Source organism: Streptococcus infantis (genome assembly GCF_019929665.1).
In the GTDB taxonomy this organism is placed as follows: Bacteria; Bacillota; Bacilli; order Lactobacillales; family Streptococcaceae; genus Streptococcus; species Streptococcus infantis_H.
On the sequence record NZ_JAHZPZ010000003.1, the window covers coordinates 242,011 to 260,230 of the forward strand.

Below are 18,220 nucleotides of genomic sequence, written 5' to 3' on the forward strand. Positions count from 1 at the left end.
AAAAATAAAAAGCGTCTTGCAGATTTAACAAAACAAAATGAAGCTAAGCTAAACGTTTTGAAATCAGCACAAGCAGAATTGAGTAAACAACAAACTATGCTAAATGCTGCTAAATCTGAACTTTCGAAGCAAGAATCTCAATTAAATCGATTGAAAACAATCAAGAATAATAAATCTCATGCTAGTAAGAATGCGGAACAGTCATTAGCTAATGCTAAAAAAGATTTGACAAAGGCGCAACAAGATGTCATTGACATCAAAAATGCTCCAAGAAAACTCGACGATGCTAAAAAACAATTGATTAGAGCTAAACAAAAGGTTGAGGAATCTAAAAAAGCACTTGAAAATGCAAATGTTAAACTAAAAAATGCAAAAGCTAAAAAAGATGCTGTTAAGAAAGAATACACGAAAGTATCTGAAGCATATAAACAATATTTATTGTTAAAACAAAAAGCGGCTTCGAAAGGAAGTTGGATTCAATCCTCTGGTCGTTGGTGGTACAGACACAACAATGGTTCTTATACAACTAATGGTTGGGAACTAATCGACAGTACATGGTATTATTTTGACAGTTCAGGATGGATGCAAACAGGCTGGGTAAAAACAGGCGGTTCATGGTATTATCTTAATTCTTCAGGTGCAATGCAAACAGGCTGGGTAAAAACAGATGGATTATGGTATTACCTCAATTCTTCGGGAGCAATGCAAACAGGTTGGTTTAGTGTCTCAGGGAAATGGTACTATGCATATGGTTCAGGTGCCTTAGCAATCAGTACAACTACACCAGATGGTTATAAAGTGAATTATAACGGGGAATGGATCAGATAGACAAATTAAAAGTTATATAATGTTACTTAGTATATATTATTTAAGGTATTTGTAAAGAATTACAAATGAATATAGGTTACCAATTATAACAGATTTTGAGAACAATTTTAAAACAAGAATAATAGTCAACATCTTTTTAGAATGTATAGGTCGAATAGTTCACAATTTAAGAAAAAATTGAAATTAATTTTTCAATCATGTTTCCAAGCACTTTTCTTGAAACCCTTTCCTTCTTCTGATAGACTAATACATAGTTTGAAAAAGGAGACTTGATATGAAAAAATTTGTTGCTGAATTAATCGGTACTTTTATGCTTGTGTTCATCGGAACAGGAGCTGTTGTTTTTGGAAATGGTGTTGAAGGTCTTGGACACCTTGGAATTGCTCTTGCCTTTGGCTTGGCAATCGTAGTTGCAGCTTTCTCAATCGGAACTGTTTCAGGTGCTCACTTGAACCCAGCTGTTTCTATCGCTATGTTTGTTAACAAACGTTTGTCATCTTCAGAACTTGTAAACTACATCCTTGGACAAGTAGTTGGTGCTTTCTTAGCATCAGGATCTGTGTTCTTTCTCTTGGCAAATTCAGGTATGTCAACTGCAAGTCTTGGTGAAAATGCCTTGGCAAACGGTGTAACTGTCTTTGGTGGTTTCTTGTTTGAAACAATCGCAACTTTCTTGTTTGTTTTGGTGATTATGACTGTAACTTCAGCAAGCAAAGGGAATGGCGCAATCGCTGGTTTGGTGATTGGTTTGTCATTGACAGCTTTGATTCTAGCTGGCTTGAACATCACTGGACTTTCAGTAAACCCAGCTCGTAGTTTGGCTCCTGCTGTATTGGTAGGTGGCGCAGCTCTTCAACAAGTTTGGATTTTCATCCTTGCACCAATCGTTGGTGGAGTTCTTGCAGCCCTTGTTGCTAAAAACTTCCTTGGAACTGAAGAATAATTGAAACTTAAAAAGCCTTGCTTCTCATCTTGAGGAACAGGGCTTTTTCGTATGATACTCTTCGAAAACCTCTTCAAACCACGTCAGCTCTATCTGCAACCTCAAAACAGTGTTTTGAGCTGACTTCGTCAGTCTTATCTACAACCTCAAAGCAGTACTTTGAGCAACCTGCGGCTAGCTTCCTAGTTTGCTCTTTGATTTTCATTGAGTATGAGTTTAACGGTTGTCAATTTTCTCTGGATAGAGGTCATGTTGGAAGAGGCGTTGTTCTGCCAAGCCTTCATACTTAGTTCCAAGTCTACCGTAGTTGTAGTAAGGGTCGATTGAAATGCCACCGCGTGGGGTGAATTTGCCCCAGACTTCTAAATAGCGAGGGTCTAGCAAGTTGACCAAGTCTTTCCCGATAGTGTTGATACAGTTTTCATGAAAATCTCCATGGTTTCGGTAGCTAAAGAGGTAGAGTTTGAGGGATTTTGACTCGACACAGAGCTTGTCAGGAATGTAGGAAATATAAATGGTCGCAAAGTCTGGCTGAGCAGTGATGGGACAAAGTGAGGTAAATTCAGGGCAGTTGAACTTGATGAAATAGTCATTTTCCACATGACGATTGTCAAAAGATTCGAGGACTTCTGGTTGATATTCGAAAATGTAGTTGGTTTCTTTGTTGCCGAGGAGGCTGAGGTTTTTCATTTCTTCTTGTTGTGACATGATTTTTTCTTTCTAATCTTAAACACCACGTTGGTTGTCGTAGAGGAGGGTATGGAGTTGAGGAAGGACGCGGACATTGCTCCAGCTATCGTCGGCAGCGACACGTTCCCAGAGTTCTTTGAGGCGGTCTAGTTGGTCTTGGACAATATTGCCTGTAGCCTTGGGCTCAGGATTTCCCGCCGATAAGAAGAGGACATCTGGTTGGTAGCGTTCTTGAATACTTTTGGCAAAGGCTAGGTCTGCATCATCAAAGACAGGGATTTTAAAGGTTACTTTGTCTGGGTCTAGTTGGGAAACGATAAAGTCCAGGGTCTCAAAGTTGACTTCCATCTTGGAGGAAGGAGGCTTAGGACTCAGAGTGACTTGGTCTATATCTTTTAACCAATTTTGCCAGCGGGAGCCTTGGGTCTCAACAGCCAGAGTGACCCCACGTTCCTTGAGTTTGGTTACTAGCTCAGCCATGTTGGCTGCTAGGATAGCAGGATTTCCCCCAGATAGGGTGACATAGTCGTAGCTTCCTAGTTTGTCTAACTCAGCGATTACTTCATCAGCTGTCATGCGAGTTGGTTTTTCAGAACCATCCCAAGTAAAGGCGGAGTCGCACCAGTCGCAGTGGTAGTCGCAACCAGCAGTGCGGACAAACATGGTTTTCTGGCCAATAGCACGACCTTCACCTTGAAAGGTAGGCCCAAAAATTTCTAGAACTGGTAGTTTGAGGACACGTTCCTTAGTCATCTAACCACTCCCGTCTAAACTCTGCAAAGGCAGTCGGAGTTTCATAGAGGCGAACATATTCCAAACGGAGACCGCGCTCGTCTGGCAACTCCTGACTCATGGTTTGGAAAATCCAGTAAACCATATTTTCAGCAGTCGTATTCATGTAGGGCAGGGTTTCATTGAGATAGCGATGATCCAAGTGGGGCTCTAAGTAGTCCTTGTAGATAGCTTTGATGTCTCCGAAATCGTAGGTCATACCACGCTCATCTAAAAATCCACTGACAGCGATTTGCAGATGATAGGTGTGACCGTGTAGGGATTTGCATTTTCCTTCATAGTGAAAGAGGTGGTGGGCAGCATCGAAGGTAAATTCTTTTGAGACTAAGGTTCTGTGAGGATTGTAGACAAGAGATTCCCCAGTTTCTTGTTTGATTTCTTTGGGGGCAAAAAACATCAGGCCTCTCCTTTCTGAGAGAGATAAACCTCTAAACCATGTTGGCGTAGATGGCAGGCAGGACAATCTCCACAACCAGTACCAATAATCCCATTGTAGCAGGTCAAGGTCTTCTCACGAACGTAGTCAAAGGCACCGAGTTGGTCAGCTAATTCCCAAGTTTCAGCCTTGTCTAGCCACATGAGAGGCGTTTGGATCACAAAGTCGTAATCCATAGCAAGGTTGAGCGTGACATTGAGTGATTTGACAAAGACATCCCGACAGTCAGGATAACCTGAGAAGTCTGTTTCGCACACTCCTGTCACGATATCCGTAATTCCACGCTGCTTGGCAAGGACTGCCGCAAAGGACAGAAAGAGATGATTGCGACCGTCAACGAAGGTATTAGGAACCTCTCCTTCTTTTTGCTCAATTTCTAAATCTGAAGTCAAGGCATTTTCAGTAATTTGTCCTAGCAGAGACATATCTAGGATATGATGACGAATTCCTTGTTCCTCAGCGATTTCTTTGGCCACTTGAATTTCTAAATGGTGGCGTTGACCGTAGGCAAAGGTAACGGCTTCGACCCTTTCATAGTGTTGCTTGGCCCAGAAAAGGCAGGTTGTTGAATCTTGACCGCCACTAAAGACGACCAAGGCTGATTGACGTTTCATAGTACTCCTTCCAAAATGGGAAATGTTCAGAGCACGCAAAAAGCTCCCCAGAGGGAGCTAAAAAATACCAAGTAGAGGTTTTTTTTAGCGATGGCATGTCCCAAACATCGTAATATTCTAGTTACAGTCTAGCATATTTTTTGAAAAATGGCAAAGGGCAAGAAAAAAGAGACCAAATGAATGCACTTGGTCTCTCCTTTGATTAGCTTAATTCAGCAACGATAGCTTTGATTTGTTCAGCAGTGTGGACACCTGCCACTTGTTTAACAACTTGTCCATCTTTCTTGAAGAGAAGAGTAGGGATAGACATAATGCCGAATGCACGAGCTGTATTCGGATTTTCGTCAACGTCCATTTTAACGATCTTCAAGACATCTTCTGAAAGTTCTTCAGACAATTTGTCCAAGATTGGACCTTGCATACGACATGGACCACACCAAGTAGCCCAGAAGTCTACCAAGACCAATCCGTCTTTAGTTTCTTGTTCAAATGTTGCATCTGTAATTGCTTTTGCCATAGTATTTCTCCTTTTTAATTATATTGGCTTAAATCTTGTTTCATGAGATAGAAGAAAACATCTCCATAAGTCCCATGGTAGTCCAGAACATGACCATTGTAGGTTAGTTTTTGGACAGGGTAATAGTCGGCGACACCAATCAGGCAGGCATGTTGAGAACGTTCAAATTCTTCGTATGAATCGAAGGTCATTGTTCTCTCTTGCTTGCTGGCGTCTAAATAAGTGATTTCAATCATAGGATTCTCCTTTGCTAAATCATATCTTCATTTTACTCCTTGGAAAAAGGAATGTCAAGAAAATTGCTTGCGCACGCAAGTTTTTTGTAAAAATTTTAGGAAAGCCAACTTGCTTTTGTTTCAAGGCTTTCTTCTACAGCTTTTTGTAGATAGGCAAGAGTTGTCTGACCCTCCTTAGTGAGGCAGATAAAACTAGCTCGCTTATCCTGGTCACAACATCTCCGACTAAGTAAACCGCAGTTTTTGGCTTCTAGGCGTGCCACCATTCGTGATACAGCACTTGGACTCAGATGGAGTTTGTCCGGCAGGTCAATCTGTCTCAAAGATTTTTCTTGAGCCTGATTTAAAAAGTGCAAGAGATAGAATTCTTTGAGCGTTAGGCTTTGGTCACTCTGTTCAGCAATCGTTTGCTCTAAAATAGCTTCTAGCTCTACTTGTCGGCGGTTGAAGTCAAACCATTTTTCTAAGTAAGTCATATCAATCTCCTTTCTATATGGTAGTTATAAACAGATTCGCCTATCTGAGATGCTTGCGCACGCAATTAGTATACAACTTTTTGGAATAGATAGCAAGAAGGATGTTTCTTGTGTATTTCCTTGAAATTTTCTGAAAAAGGAGTAAACTGGTATGCAGAAAGTCTATTTTTGGAGTATTCGATGAAGTTATATGTTCAGTTAATGATTCTCTTTGTGATTTCTCTAATCGGTGAAGGAATCTCCAGTTTTTTTCATTTGCCCATACCAGGAAGTATTATCGGTTTGATTATTTTATTTTTAGCCTTGCAGTTCAAGTGGTTGCGGGTACGGCATGTCAACATGGTTGGGAATTTTCTCCTAGCTAATATGACTATTCTATTTTTGCCTCCTGCAGTTGGGATTATGGAGAAATTTGATGTGATTGCTCCCTATTTATTGCCCATTGTCTTGATTGTCTTTTTTGCAGCAGTCATCAATATTATCTTGATTGCGCTGGTCGTTCAATTTATCAAAAAGCGTTATGAAGGTGATTATGAAAAAGGAGGTGCCAAATGAGCGAATTTGTATCCAATCCACTTTTTGGGATAGCCTTGTCAATCCTAGCTTATCTAGGAGGGATGATTATCTTTAGACGCTACCCTCATCCTCTGACAACTCCTTTACTGCTAGCAACCTTGTTTATCATAGCATTTCTGAAATTTACGGGTATTTCTTATGTTGCCTATTATCAAGGTGGGGTCTACCTCAATAATTTGATTGTTCCCTCAACAGTGGCTCTAGGAATTCCTCTTTATAAGAGTTTTCACCTCATGAAACACCATGTTAGAAGTATTCTACTCAGCAGTTTCCTTGCTGTTGTTGTAAATACAGTTTTTACAGCTTTAGTTGCAAAATTTTTCGGTATGGATTTCTTCTTGGCGATTTCGCTTTTCCCAAAGTCTGTAACGACGGCCATGGCAGTTGGAATTACGGATAAGCTACAAGGAATAGCGACGATCACCTTGGTAGTTGTGGTAGCAACTGGCATTTTGACTAGCGTTATTGGGCCAACACTTTTAAAATGGCTCAAGATTGACGACCCAGTAGCTGTTGGTCTTGCTCTTGGAGGAACTGGTCACGCAGTCGGGACTGGAACAGCTTTTCGCTATGGAGCAGTTGCAGGTGCTATGGGAGGACTAGCCATCGGTGTCACCGGTATTCTCTATGTATTTGTCAGTCCCATCGTAGCAGGTTTGATATTGAGTTGAGAAATAAGAATGTTATATTTCTTTGTGTAAAAAGAAGCCCCTAGCTTTATTTGCTAGGGGCTTCATTCATTATTGTAAGTTTACTTTGTTCTTTAAAATATAGTAGGTTCCGAGATAGAAACCGACGCTAAGGATTAAGTCTTTGAAAATTTCAAAGGATAATACCCAATTGTAGTCGAAATCGATGCGAAGATTGAGGGTGATAAATCCAAGAACAACTTGAATGGCGATGTAGGCGACGACCGCAAGAGCTGTACGGTACTCATTAAAGAGTTGACCGATAGAGATAGACAAGTAGATACAAAGGATACTTGCAAGAGTGTTAAAAATATAGGAAATCAAGGCTAACCAGAAATTGTCTTGATAATTTTTTAGAATATACTCGGCAAAGGTAGATAGGTAAGCGCCTGGATAAACCATGATAATGATGATGTAAAGACTAAAAAGAAAGACCACTGTACTCGCCAAAGACCAAACAAAGGCTCCAAGCAGTTTAGCGGAGAGGATCTGGTGTTCAGATACTGGCAGGGTGAGTGTTAGATAGCCACGACGATCATAAACACTTCCCTTAAATCGTTGAATAATCAAAATCAAGGTTGAGATACTCAAAGTAATAACCAGACCCCCAAAAACCAGAGATAGAAACACTAACATGACAACGCCCTTATCTTGATAATAGGTGCTTGATAGGCTACTGCCCTGAATACCTATGATGACAGATAAGGATAGTACAGCTGCATAGAGGGCTAAAAACCATTTGTTGACATTTTTAAATTCATAACGAACTAAATTCCAAAACATAACAATCTCCTTTAACTAGGCTTTGAATTCGTGACGGAAGAGCTGGTCAATTGATTCACCTGACTCGTAACGAATATCATCCACATTCCCTTGACGGACGACTTTTCCGTCCTTGAGGAAGACAATCTCATCCAAGATTGGTTCGATATCTGAAATCAAGTGAGTTGAAATCAAGACAGTCGAAGTTGGAGAGTAGTTGTTGATGATGGTGTTCAAGATGTAGTCACGAGCTGCGGGATCGACTCCACCGATTGGTTCGTCAAGGACGTATAGACGAGCATCACGACTCATGACAAGGATCAACTGAACTTTTTCTTTGTTCCCTTTTGAGAGTTTCTTGAAACGGCTATTCTCGTCGATACCAAGGTCACGAAGAAGACCTTGAGCACGTTCCAGATTAAAATCTTTATAGAAGGTCTTGAAAAAGGTAAGAGCTTCTTTGACCTTCATTTGATCGTTAAGGTAGGTCGTATCAGGTAGGTAAGAAACAATTGCTTTAGTTGCTGGACTTGGCTCCATACCATTAATCAGAATACGCCCTTGTTCAGGTTGAAGTAAACCGTTGATGAGTTTAATCAAGGTTGTCTTACCAGAGCCGTTAGGCCCAAGTAAGCCAACGATTTTTCCAGCTGGAATTTCAAGGGAAACATTTGTGAGAGCAGGGCTTGCTCCATAGAATTTTGAAACATTTTCAAACGTTAACAAGGTCATAGTCTAAACTCCTTCAATATAATCTCTCAAAACAGTTGGTAGTTCTTCTTTTTCATAGCCAAATTCTACCATACCTGTTACAAACTGCTGCAACTGTTCTTCTGATAGTTGCTTCCGTGATTGGAGGATTAGGTCCAAATCCTCGGTGACAAAACGCCCTGCAGTCCGCTTGGTGTATACGAAGCCTTCTCTTTCTAGGTCTGATAGGGCACGTTGGATGGTATTAGGATTGACGCCAGCCTCACTAGCCAGTTCTCTGACAGTTGGAAGTTGTTGGTTGGGTTCTAGTTTATGAGAAACGATTTGCAGTTTGATCTTATCCATGATCTGCAAATAAATGGGTTTGTTGTTATCAAATGTCCAGGACATCACGGTCTCCTTTCAACAATTTCTTTTTGTGTCACTTAAATAATACAACTAAACAAAAAACTTGTCAAGCTAAAAGGAGAATTATTTTGGGAATTGCTTAAAAAATGGTATAATGAAAAGAAAACGACAAGGAGGGGAAGGCATGCGTTGTCCAAAATGTGGGGCTACTAAATCAAGTGTTATCGATAGCCGTCAGGCTGAAGAAGGAAATACGATTAGAAGAAGACGTGAGTGTGAAGAATGTCAGCATCGTTTTACGACCTATGAACGTGTAGAAGAGAGAACGCTGGTTGTGGTCAAGAAGGATGGCACACGGGAGCAGTTCTCCAGAGATAAAATCTTTAACGGGATTATTCGTTCGGCTCAAAAACGTCCGGTGTCTAGTGATGAGATTGGCATGGTGGTCAATCGTATCGAACAAAAACTCCTCAGTCGCAATGATAATGAAATTCAAAGTGAAGATATTGGTTCTCTTGTTATGGAAGAGTTGGCTGAACTAGACGAAATCACCTACGTTCGTTTTGCTAGTGTTTATCGTAGCTTTAAAGATGTGAGCGAGCTCGAAAATCTTCTCAAACAAATTACGCAATCTTCAAAGAAGAAAAAGGAAAAATAAATGAAGCCTAATGATCGTTTTTCTTTTCTAAAGAATAATCGGGTGTCGCAAGATCCCACAACTTTGGTGCAGTGCTACCTCCCGATTATCGGTCAGGATGCGCTGAGTCTTTACCTTTATACCTTAGCTTTTTGGGATGATGGACAAAAAGAACACCTGTTTGCAGCTATCCTCAACCACCTCAATTTTGGGATGGACAGACTCTTAAAGGCTTTTAAAATCTTAACAGCCTTCAATTTGGTTACCCTCTATCAAAAGGGTGACGGCTATGAACTTGCTATTCATCCAACACTTTCTCAATCTGACTTCTTGCATCATACAGTGTATCGTACTTTGTTGGAGAAAAGGATTGGCGATACAGCAGTTTCTGATTTACGTCAAGAGGCTGCAGACGGAGAAGCTTTGACGGTTCATTTGAGTCAGGCCTTTCCAGAGATAGAAGAATTGGCTAGTCATGATGAGACACCAGTAAAAGCTGATTTTAAAAATGATTTTGATTTGGAGCATTTTCGTCAGCTCATGGCGAGAGATAATCTCCGTTTCCAAGATGAACAGTCAGATGTTTTAGAGTTATTTAAAATCGCTGATGAGAAAAAATGGACCTGGTTTGAGACCTATCAGCTAGCAAAAGGAACAGCAGTTTCTCAAGTCATTTCTATCAAGCGTATGCGTGAAAAATTAGCGCAAGAGTCTGTTTCATCGGATTTTAGTCCTAAGGAAGCGACCATTATCCGAGAAGCTAAAAGTAAAACGGCCCTAGAATTTTTAGCGGGAATCAAACAAACCCGAAATGCAGGAATTATCCAAGCTGAACGCGATTTGCTAAAACAGATGGCAGACCTAGGCTTGCTTGATGAAGTTATCAATGTCGTTATACTTTTGACCTTCAACAAGGTTGATTCGGCCAATCTCAATGAAAAATATGCCATGAAAGTGGCCAATGATTACTCTTATAACAAAGTCAGAACTGCTGAAGAGGCTGTGCTTCGAATTAGAGAAAAAAATCAAAAGGGGCAAGAATCAAAAACAGCGAAGACAAGCCAGGCAAAAACCAATGTTCCTAAATGGAGTAATCCAGAATATAAAAACACGTCATCAGCTGAGGAATTGGAAGAAATGGAACGCCAAACCCTAGAATTATTAGCGAAATTAGATAATGGAGGTGAATAGATGGAAAGTGTAGGAGATGTGCTAAAAGGTCATCCCAGCCGTTTTCAATACCAGGACCTGGTCCATCAGATTGTAAAAGATCCTGATGTTGCGGCTTTTATCCAGAAGGAATCTCTCAGTCAAGAGGAATTGAATCGTAGTATCTCTAAGTTTAACCAATACATCACCGAGCGTGATAAGTTCCTTCGCGGAGATACAGACTATATCGCGCGTGGTTACAAGCCTATCCTGGTCATGAACCATGGTTACGCAGATGTATCCTATGAGGAAACTCCGGAACTGATTGCGGCTGAAAAAGAAGCAGCTATTAAGAAACGTCTAAAATTAATCAATTTACCATCTAGTTTGAAAAATGTCAGCTTTTTAGATGTTTATCGTGATGATGTTGCACGTTTAGCTGTTCTAAATAGAATGATCAAATTTGTTAATGATTACCCAGAAAACCGTAAAGGTCTCTATCTCTATGGAGATTTTGGGGTAGGAAAGAGCTTTATGGTGGCTGCCCTAGCCCATGATTTGTCAGAAAAACGTGGCGTTTCATCAACTCTTCTCCATTATCCGAGCTTTGTCATTGATGTCAAAAATGCTATCGGTGATGGAAATGTCAAGAATTTGGTGGATGAAATCAAGCAAGCGGAAGTCTTGATTTTGGATGACATTGGTGCGGAACAGTCAACACCTTGGGTCCGTGATGAAGTCTTGCAAGTCATTCTTCAGTATCGTATGCAAGAAGATTTACCAACCTTTTTTACTTCCAACTTCAATTTTGAAGATTTGGAAAAACATTTTGCAAAAGGCAAGAACGGAAACGATGAAACTTGGGAAGCCAGACGTGTCATGGAGCGTATTCGTTATTTAGCAGAGGAAACAAGATTAGAAGGAGAAAATCGTCGATGACAGAAACGATTAAATTAATGCAAAGCCACTCATCAGTGCGCAGATTTAAGGAAGAAGAGATTCCACAAGAGGACTTGAATGAGATTTTATCAGCTACCCAAATGGCTTCTTCTTGGAAAAATTTCCAATCTTATTCTGTGATTCTAGTCAGAAGTCAAGAAAAGAAAGATGCTCTTTTTGAGTTGGTTCCTCAGGAAGCGATTCGTCAGTCTGCCGCCTTCCTCCTCTTTGTAGGAGATTTAAACCGTGCAGAAAAAGGGGCTCGTCTCCATACCGATACTTTCCAACCTCAAGGAGTGGAAGGTCTCCTAATCACTTCAGTAGATGCAGCCTTGGCTGGACAGAATACTTTGCTTGCGGCAGAAAGCCTTGGCTATGGAGGAGTAATTATCGGTTTGGTGCGTTACAAATCGGCTGAGTTAGCAGAATTGTTCAAGCTTCCTGACTATACCTACCCAGTTTTTGGGATTGCACTCGGTGTGCCGAACCAAAAACATGATGTAAAACCAAGATTGCCACTAGAGAATGTTGTTTTTGAGGAAGAATACCAAGAACAAACAGCTGAGGCTATTGAAGCCTATGACCGTGTGCAGACTGAATATGCAGGAGCTCGTGCGACTACCACTTGGAGTCAACGTCTTGTAGAGCAATTCGGTCAGCCTGAACCAAGCTCAACTAGAGAAAATCTTGAACAAAAGAACTTATTGTAGAAAGTGAGAAAACATGGCCTTACCAACTGTTGCCATCGTAGGACGTCCCAATGTTGGGAAATCAACCCTGTTTAACCGTATTGCAGGGGAACGCATCTCAATCGTAGAAGATGTCGAAGGAGTGACACGGGACCGTATCTATGCTACTGGTGAATGGCTTAACCGTTCTTTCAGTATGATTGATACTGGAGGGATTGATGATGTTGATGCTCCATTTATGGAACAAATCAAGCACCAGGCAGAGATTGCCATGGAAGAAGCTGATGTCATCGTTTTTGTAGTTTCTGGAAAAGAAGGAATCACAGATGCTGACGAATACGTAGCCCGTAAACTCTATAAAACTCATAAACCTGTTATCCTAGCTGTCAACAAGGTTGACAATCCGGAAATGCGAAATGATATCTATGATTTCTATGCTCTTGGACTGGGAGAACCATTGCCAATTTCATCTGTGCATGGGATTGGTACAGGGGACGTACTGGATGCTATCGTCGAAAATCTACCACATGAAGTCGAAGATGAAAATCCAGATGTCATTAAATTCAGCTTGATTGGTCGCCCCAATGTCGGAAAATCTAGCTTGATCAATGCTATTTTGGGAGAAGATCGCGTGATTGCCAGTCCTGTTGCTGGTACAACTCGTGATGCCATTGATACACATTTTACAGATGCGGATGGCCAAGAGTTTACCATGATTGATACGGCTGGTATGCGTAAGTCTGGTAAAGTCTATGAAAACACAGAGAAATACTCAGTCATGCGTGCCATGCGAGCTATTGACCGTTCAGATGTAGTCTTGATGGTCCTCAATGCCGAAGAAGGCATCCGTGAGTACGATAAGCGTATCGCAGGATTTGCCCACGAAGCTGGTAAAGGGATGATCATCGTAGTTAACAAGTGGGATACTCTTGAAAAAGATAACCACACCATGAAAAACTGGGAAGAGGATATTCGTGAACAGTTCCAATATCTGCCTTACGCACCGATTATCTTTGTTTCGGCTTTGACCAAGCAACGTCTCCACAAACTTCCAGAGATGATTAAACAAATCAGCGAGAGTCAAAATACCCGTATCCCATCAGCAGTCTTGAATGATGTCATTATGGATGCTATCGCCATCAACCCAACACCGACAGACAAAGGAAAACGTCTCAAGATCTTCTATGCGACTCAAGTGGCAACTAAACCACCGACCTTTGTGATTTTTGTCAACGAAGAAGAACTGATGCACTTCTCTTACTTGCGTTTCTTGGAAAATCAAATCCGCAAGGCCTTCGTCTTTGAAGGAACGCCAATCCATCTGATCGCAAGAAAACGGAAATAAAATGATAAAAAGAAGAAGGTTAACAGACCTTCTTTTTTGTAGATGATACCAAGAGCGTAGATAAATTTGTCATCAAATTAACATCATTTTTCTGGTCCTTGTCACGGATTTGTAATGAAAACGTACTTTCTTTGTAAGATTCAAAATGCTATAATGCTCTAAACAATTTTCCTTGCATAAGGAGGTTATTATGAAAAAAGATAGATTGTTAAAGAATCCTTTCTTGGTGCGTCTACTTGGATTGCTGATGGCATTTTTCTTCCTATCAGCATTCACAGCACCTGAGAAACCAGACTATGGTATCTATGATCCAAATCATTATTTGACAGAGGAAGTAGTTACTCAGATTCGTGATTTGAATGAAGCCAATAGTCAAAAGGCTGAAAAGCTTCAAATAGGTGTCTATATCGTAGATAGTCTGGAAGGAGAAAGCATTGAAACGGTGGCTAATGAAACTGCCAGGGCTTGGAAGATTGGCTATTCAGGAGATAATTTTGGAAGTCTCATTGTAGTAGCCGTGCAAGACCGTAAATCAAGAATTGAAACCAGTAATAACACCGCCATTAGAATAACGGACTATCAAACCAAGCAGATTTTGGCAGCCAGCCGTACAGATTTCAAAACTGGTGACTATGGTAAAGGAATTCTAGCGATTGCCAAAGCCTTGGACAATCAGTTTTATAGAGGAAGTGGAACATTTCCATCTGATGAATCCTCTGAAATCAAACGTTATTCTGATAGCATCAGTGGGAAAAAATCGAGTCGCAATAGTAGCTCGTCTAGTCATCGTAAGAACAGTGACCCTATGGACAATGTGTTCGGAGTCGGGATAATCATTTATTTCATTATCGTATTTATAGCCATTATTAGAGGAGTCGGCGGTGGCCGAGGAGGAGGTTCCTCTGACGGAGGATGGTGGTTTAGTGACTCATCCGACTCAGGTTCTTCTTGGTCAGATTCAGGCTCAGACTCTTCTAGTAGCTGGGACGGTGGTGGCTTCGATGGCGGTGGATCATCCGATGATTGGTAATATTCATGTAAAAATTAAGGAAATAAGTAGGTTTAGATATGAAAAATAAAGGAATTATTTATGTGTTGAGCATTTTGCTGGCTATTATCTTGCTTGGCGGTTGCTCAGTAGTAGGCACTTATAACGGACTTGTCTCCGAACAAACTAAGGTCGAACAAGCTCAAGCTGATGTAGCGACAGCTCTTCAACGTCGTTCTGATTTGATTGGAAATTTGGTAGAGTCTGTAAAAGGCCAGATGAACCATGAGACAGAGGTTTTCACCAAGATTGCGGAAGCTCGTGCTAAAATTGGGAATGGCTCCGTAACTTCAAAAGAAAATCAAGAGGCTCAAGGAGAGTTGAGTTCAGCTATTTCACGTTTGATATCGCTAACAGAAAATTATCCAGAACTCAAGAGCAATCAAAATGTGGAACAACTCATGACAGAACTGGCTGGAAGTGAAAATCGGATATTTGTAGCCCGCAAGGATTACAACAAAGTGGCAACAGAATACAATCAAAAATTAAGAAGCTTCCCAACAGTTCTTTTTGCTAATATGATGAACTTTAAAGAGGCAGAAACCTTTAAAGAAAGCGAAGAAGCTAAGACAGCTCCAAAGGTTGACTTTGGTAATTCTACAACCAAAGAGTAGACTGGCCGTTTATTTCTAAGGATTGCAAGATCTGGAAACTACTTTCCAGATCTTTTTGATATAATAAAAATAGGAAACAGCTCTGGAGGTGATGAGATGGAGAAGTTGCTACAATTGTTGATTTTAGTGCCCTATTTTTTATTTTTTAGTTGGCAAAGGAAGGCACGACCAGGAAGAAAACACTTTTCACTCCTTTACTATTTTTACTGGATTTATTTACCTCTCATGGCCTTGTTTAGTCTGGCTTTCACTCTTTTTTCGCTAATCTTATTTAATTTTATTTTACTAGAACCCAAGGATTTAGCTAGGTGGTTGATATGGATAGTTTTAGTCTTTTTATCCTTACTCAATGACTGGATAGTTTATACTTGTCTTAAATTTATGAAAAAACTGAAGTTGGAAAAGAATAAGGCTAATCTTCCTTGAGAGAACTGAGGAAATTATTGCCTAATAACTGAAGATGCTTAGTTTCTCAATGCTGAGTTAAGTAGAAGTTTAATTTAGGGGAAAATGAAACTGAGGGTAGGAATTTTAATGGAACTAATCACCTTGATTAGCCCTTTTTTGCCCTAAGGGAAAACGGAATATTTCTTGAAAAAATTGGGCAAATATGCTACAATAAAAAGAACATTCTAAAAAATTCAGAATTTAAAGTAAGGAAAAAAATGGCAAATTTATTAAAAACAATCATCGAAAATGATAAAGGGGAACTTCGTCGCTTAGAAAAGATGGCTGATAAAGTCCTCAAATACGAAGATGAAATGGCTGCTTTGACAGACGAGCAGTTGCAAGCTAAGACAGAAGAATTTAAGCAACGTTATCGAAATGGTGAAACGCTCGATCAACTCTTGTACGAAGCCTTTGCGGTTGTACGTGAGGGAGCTAAGCGTGTTCTTGGACTCTTCCCATACAAGGTTCAGGTTATGGGTGGTATCGTTCTTCACCACGGTGACGTTCCAGAAATGCGTACAGGTGAAGGGAAAACCTTGACAGCGACAATGCCGGTATACCTTAATGCCCTTTCAGGAAAAGGTGTCCACGTAGTTACCGTCAACGAATACCTTACAGAGCGTGACGCGACTGAAATGGGTGAGTTGTACTCATGGCTTGGTTTGTCAGTAGGGATCAACTTGGCTGCAAAATCTCCAATGGAGAAAAAAGAAGCTTATCTCTGTGATATTACGTATTCAACAAACTCAGAAATTGGTTTCGACTATCTTCGTGATAACATGGTTGTTCGTGCGGAGAACATGGTTCAACGCCCACTTAACTATGCCTTGGTCGATGAGGTTGACTCTATCTTGATCGACGAAGCTCGTACACCATTGATCGTTTCAGGAGCTAATGCAGTTGAAACAAGTCAACTCTACCACATGGCTGACCACTTTGTGAAGTCTTTGGATAAAGATGACTACATCATTGATATTCAGTCTAAGACAATCGGTTTGTCTGACTCAGGTATTGACAAGGCTGAAAGCTACTTCAAACTAGAAAACCTTTATGATATCGAAAATGTGGCTTTGACTCACTTTATCGACAACGCCCTTCGTGCCAACTACATCATGATTCTTGATATTGACTATGTGGTCAGCGAAGAACAAGAAATCTTGATTGTCGACCAATTTACAGGTCGTACCATGGAAGGTCGTCGTTACTCTGATGGTTTGCACCAAGCGATTGAAGCTAAAGAAGGTGTGCCAATCCAAGATGAAACCAAGACATCAGCATCGATTACCTACCAAAACCTTTTCCGTATGTATAAAAAATTGGCAGGTATGACAGGTACTGGTAAAACAGAAGAAGAAGAATTCCGTGAAATCTACAACATTCGTGTTATTCCAATTCCTACTAACCGTCCGATCCAACGTATCGACCATTCAGACCTTCTTTACGCTAGTCTTGATGCAAAATTCAAGGCTGTAGTAGAAGATGTTAAGGCGCGTTACCAAAAAGGTCAGCCTGTCTTGGTAGGTACTGTTGCCGTTGAAACCAGTGATTTTCTTTCTAAGAAATTGGTTGAAGCAGGCGTGCCCCACGAAGTATTGAATGCTAAAAACCACTACAGAGAAGCGCAAATCATCATGAACGCTGGTCAACGTGGTGCGATTACTATCGCAACCAACATGGCCGGTCGTGGTACCGATATTAAGCTTGGTGAAGGGGTTCGTGAACTTGGTGGTCTTTGTGTCATCGGTACAGAACGTCATGAGAGCCGTCGTATCGATAACCAGCTTCGTGGACGTTCAGGTCGTCAAGGTGACCCAGGTGAATCACAATTCTACTTGTCACTCGAAGATGATTTGATGAAACGTTTTGGTTCAGAACGCTTGAAGGGTGTCTTTGAACGCCTCAATATGTCTGACGAAGCCATTGAATCTCGTATGTTGACACGTCAGGTCGAAGCAGCGCAAAAACGTGTTGAAGGAAATAACTACGATACTCGTAAACAAGTCCTCCAATATGATGACGTTATGCGTGAACAACGTGAGATCATCTACGCACAACGTTATGATGTTATCACTGCAGAACGTGACTTAGCTCCTGAAATTCACGCCATGATTCGCCGTACGATTGGACGAATTGTCGATGGGCATGCTCGTTCTAAACAAGATGAAAAACTTGAAGCAATCTTGAACTTTGCCAAGTACAACTTGCTTCCAGAAGATTCGATTTCACTTTCAGACCTAGAAGGTTTGTCTGACCAAGCTATCAAAGATGAACTATACCAACGTGCATTGAAAGTCTACGATAGCCAAGTTGCTAAACTTCGTGATGAAGAAGCTGTGAAAGAATTCCAGAAAGTCTTGATTCTACGTGTTGTAGATAACAAGTGGACTGACCATATCGATGCCCTTGATCAGTTGAGAAATGCAGTTGGTCTTCGTGGTTATGCCCAAAACAACCCTGTCGTGGAATATCAAGCGGAAGGCTTCCGTATGTTTAATGATATGATTGGTTCGATTGAGTTTGATGTGACTCGCTTGATGATGAAAGCACAAATTCATGAACAAGAACGACCACAAACTGAACATCATATCAGTACGACAGCAACTCGAAATATTGCTGCTCAACAGACAAATCTTCCAGCTGATTTGGACCTCAGTCAAGTAAGACGTAATGACTTATGCCCATGTGGATCTGGTAAGAAATTTAAAAACTGTCACGGTAAACGACGTTAAGA

At 40.8% G+C, this 18,220-nt stretch carries 21 protein-coding genes and 1 pseudogene; 12 read left to right on the forward strand and 10 right to left on the reverse strand.

Annotation, left to right across the window (positions count from 1 at the left end):
* Window positions 1–510: 510 nt before the first annotated feature.
* Window positions 511–828 (forward strand): annotated as a pseudogene (locus tag K1I61_RS09070) (hypothetical protein); the annotation flags it as partial.
* 274 nt (window positions 829–1,102) lie between these two features.
* Window positions 1,103–1,771: an MIP/aquaporin family protein gene (locus K1I61_RS06865; RefSeq protein WP_004250764.1), complete on the forward strand. Its 669-nt coding sequence runs from the start codon at window positions 1,103–1,105 to the stop codon at window positions 1,769–1,771.
* 216 nt (window positions 1,772–1,987) lie between these two features.
* Here the strand turns inward: K1I61_RS06865 and queF are convergent, their stop codons facing one another.
* The 7 genes from queF to K1I61_RS06900 form a co-directional block, all read right to left on the reverse strand.
* On the reverse strand, window positions 1,988–2,479 hold the full coding sequence (queF, locus tag K1I61_RS06870) for a preQ(1) synthase (RefSeq protein ID WP_223333893.1): 492 nt from the start codon (window positions 2,477–2,479) through the stop codon (window positions 1,988–1,990).
* A gap of 18 nt (window positions 2,480–2,497) precedes the next feature.
* Complete coding sequence (gene queE / locus K1I61_RS06875; protein ID WP_223333891.1) at window positions 2,498–3,214, reverse strand: 7-carboxy-7-deazaguanine synthase QueE; 717 nt, start codon at window positions 3,212–3,214, stop codon at window positions 2,498–2,500.
* Window positions 3,207–3,650, reverse strand: a complete 444-nt coding sequence (gene queD / locus K1I61_RS06880) for a 6-carboxytetrahydropterin synthase QueD (RefSeq protein ID WP_060955238.1) — start codon at window positions 3,648–3,650, stop codon at window positions 3,207–3,209. The genes queE and queD overlap by 8 nt, the downstream gene beginning before the upstream one ends.
* On the reverse strand, window positions 3,650–4,303 hold the full coding sequence (gene queC / locus K1I61_RS06885) for a 7-cyano-7-deazaguanine synthase QueC (protein ID WP_004250769.1): 654 nt from the start codon (window positions 4,301–4,303) through the stop codon (window positions 3,650–3,652). Before queC ends, queD begins: the two co-directional genes overlap by 1 nt.
* 202 nt (window positions 4,304–4,505) lie before the next feature.
* Window positions 4,506–4,820 carry a thioredoxin gene (gene trxA, locus K1I61_RS06890; RefSeq protein WP_001029581.1) on the reverse strand — a complete coding sequence of 105 codons (315 nt, stop codon included), beginning with the start codon at window positions 4,818–4,820 and terminating at the stop codon, window positions 4,506–4,508.
* Between the two features lie 14 nt (window positions 4,821–4,834).
* Window positions 4,835–5,056 (reverse strand): DUF4649 family protein, encoded by a 222-nt coding sequence (locus K1I61_RS06895; RefSeq protein ID WP_223333888.1) that lies wholly within the window; start codon window positions 5,054–5,056, stop codon window positions 4,835–4,837.
* Between the two features lie 95 nt (window positions 5,057–5,151).
* Window positions 5,152–5,532 carry a MarR family winged helix-turn-helix transcriptional regulator gene (locus K1I61_RS06900; RefSeq protein ID WP_223333886.1) on the reverse strand — a complete coding sequence of 127 codons (381 nt, stop codon included), beginning with the start codon at window positions 5,530–5,532 and terminating at the stop codon, window positions 5,152–5,154.
* Window positions 5,533–5,712: 180 nt separating this feature from the next.
* On the opposite strand from K1I61_RS06900, the gene K1I61_RS06905 reads away from it, so the two are divergent.
* Together K1I61_RS06905 and K1I61_RS06910 are read left to right on the forward strand one after the other, a co-directional pair.
* Entirely contained in the window at window positions 5,713–6,087 is a 375-nt protein-coding gene (locus tag K1I61_RS06905; protein WP_223333884.1) for a CidA/LrgA family protein, read from the forward strand.
* Entirely contained in the window at window positions 6,084–6,779 is a 696-nt protein-coding gene (locus K1I61_RS06910) for an LrgB family protein (RefSeq protein WP_223333881.1), read from the forward strand. The genes K1I61_RS06905 and K1I61_RS06910 overlap by 4 nt, the downstream gene beginning before the upstream one ends.
* Window positions 6,780–6,848: 69 nt before the next feature.
* Here K1I61_RS06910 and K1I61_RS06915 read toward each other — a convergent pair whose 3' ends face one another.
* Genes K1I61_RS06915 through K1I61_RS06925 form a run of 3 tightly spaced genes read right to left on the reverse strand, consistent with a single transcriptional unit; the run spans window position 6,849 to window position 8,660 of the window.
* Entirely contained in the window at window positions 6,849–7,580 is a 732-nt protein-coding gene (locus K1I61_RS06915; RefSeq protein ID WP_223333879.1) for a hypothetical protein, read from the reverse strand.
* Window positions 7,581–7,595: 15 nt separating this feature from the next.
* Window positions 7,596–8,291 (reverse strand): ABC transporter ATP-binding protein, encoded by a 696-nt coding sequence (locus K1I61_RS06920; protein WP_223333877.1) that lies wholly within the window; start codon window positions 8,289–8,291, stop codon window positions 7,596–7,598.
* Window positions 8,292–8,294: 3 nt separating this feature from the next.
* Window positions 8,295–8,660, reverse strand: coding sequence for a GntR family transcriptional regulator (locus K1I61_RS06925; RefSeq protein WP_006149409.1), 366 nt, complete (start codon window positions 8,658–8,660; stop codon window positions 8,295–8,297).
* A 142-nt stretch (window positions 8,661–8,802) separates the two neighbouring features.
* Between K1I61_RS06925 and nrdR the strand changes: the two genes are divergently transcribed.
* The 8 genes from nrdR to secA all read left to right on the forward strand — a co-directional run bounded on the left by nrdR (window position 8,803) and on the right by secA (window position 18,218).
* The gene (gene nrdR / locus K1I61_RS06930; RefSeq protein ID WP_004250782.1) at window positions 8,803–9,276 is read left to right on the forward strand and encodes a transcriptional regulator NrdR; all 474 of its coding nucleotides are present in this window, start codon (window positions 8,803–8,805) and stop codon (window positions 9,274–9,276) included.
* Window positions 9,277–10,446 (forward strand): replication initiation and membrane attachment family protein, encoded by a 1,170-nt coding sequence (locus K1I61_RS06935; RefSeq protein ID WP_004250783.1) that lies wholly within the window; start codon window positions 9,277–9,279, stop codon window positions 10,444–10,446.
* On the forward strand, window positions 10,447–11,343 hold the full coding sequence (dnaI, locus tag K1I61_RS06940; protein ID WP_004250785.1) for a primosomal protein DnaI: 897 nt from the start codon (window positions 10,447–10,449) through the stop codon (window positions 11,341–11,343).
* Window positions 11,340–12,053 (forward strand): NADPH-dependent oxidoreductase, encoded by a 714-nt coding sequence (locus K1I61_RS06945; RefSeq protein ID WP_223333875.1) that lies wholly within the window; start codon window positions 11,340–11,342, stop codon window positions 12,051–12,053. The genes dnaI and K1I61_RS06945 overlap by 4 nt, the downstream gene beginning before the upstream one ends.
* A 13-nt stretch (window positions 12,054–12,066) precedes the next feature.
* The gene (gene der, locus K1I61_RS06950) at window positions 12,067–13,377 is read left to right on the forward strand and encodes a ribosome biogenesis GTPase Der (protein WP_004250788.1); all 1,311 of its coding nucleotides are present in this window, start codon (window positions 12,067–12,069) and stop codon (window positions 13,375–13,377) included.
* Window positions 13,378–13,567: 190 nt separating this feature from the next.
* On the forward strand, window positions 13,568–14,407 hold the full coding sequence (locus K1I61_RS06955; protein ID WP_223333873.1) for a TPM domain-containing protein: 840 nt from the start codon (window positions 13,568–13,570) through the stop codon (window positions 14,405–14,407).
* Window positions 14,408–14,445: 38 nt separating this feature from the next.
* On the forward strand, window positions 14,446–15,039 hold the full coding sequence (locus K1I61_RS06960) for a LemA family protein (protein ID WP_223333871.1): 594 nt from the start codon (window positions 14,446–14,448) through the stop codon (window positions 15,037–15,039).
* 665 nt (window positions 15,040–15,704) lie between these two features.
* Entirely contained in the window at window positions 15,705–18,218 is a 2,514-nt protein-coding gene (secA, locus tag K1I61_RS06965; protein WP_223333869.1) for a preprotein translocase subunit SecA, read from the forward strand.
* Window positions 18,219–18,220: the final 2 nt, after the last annotated feature.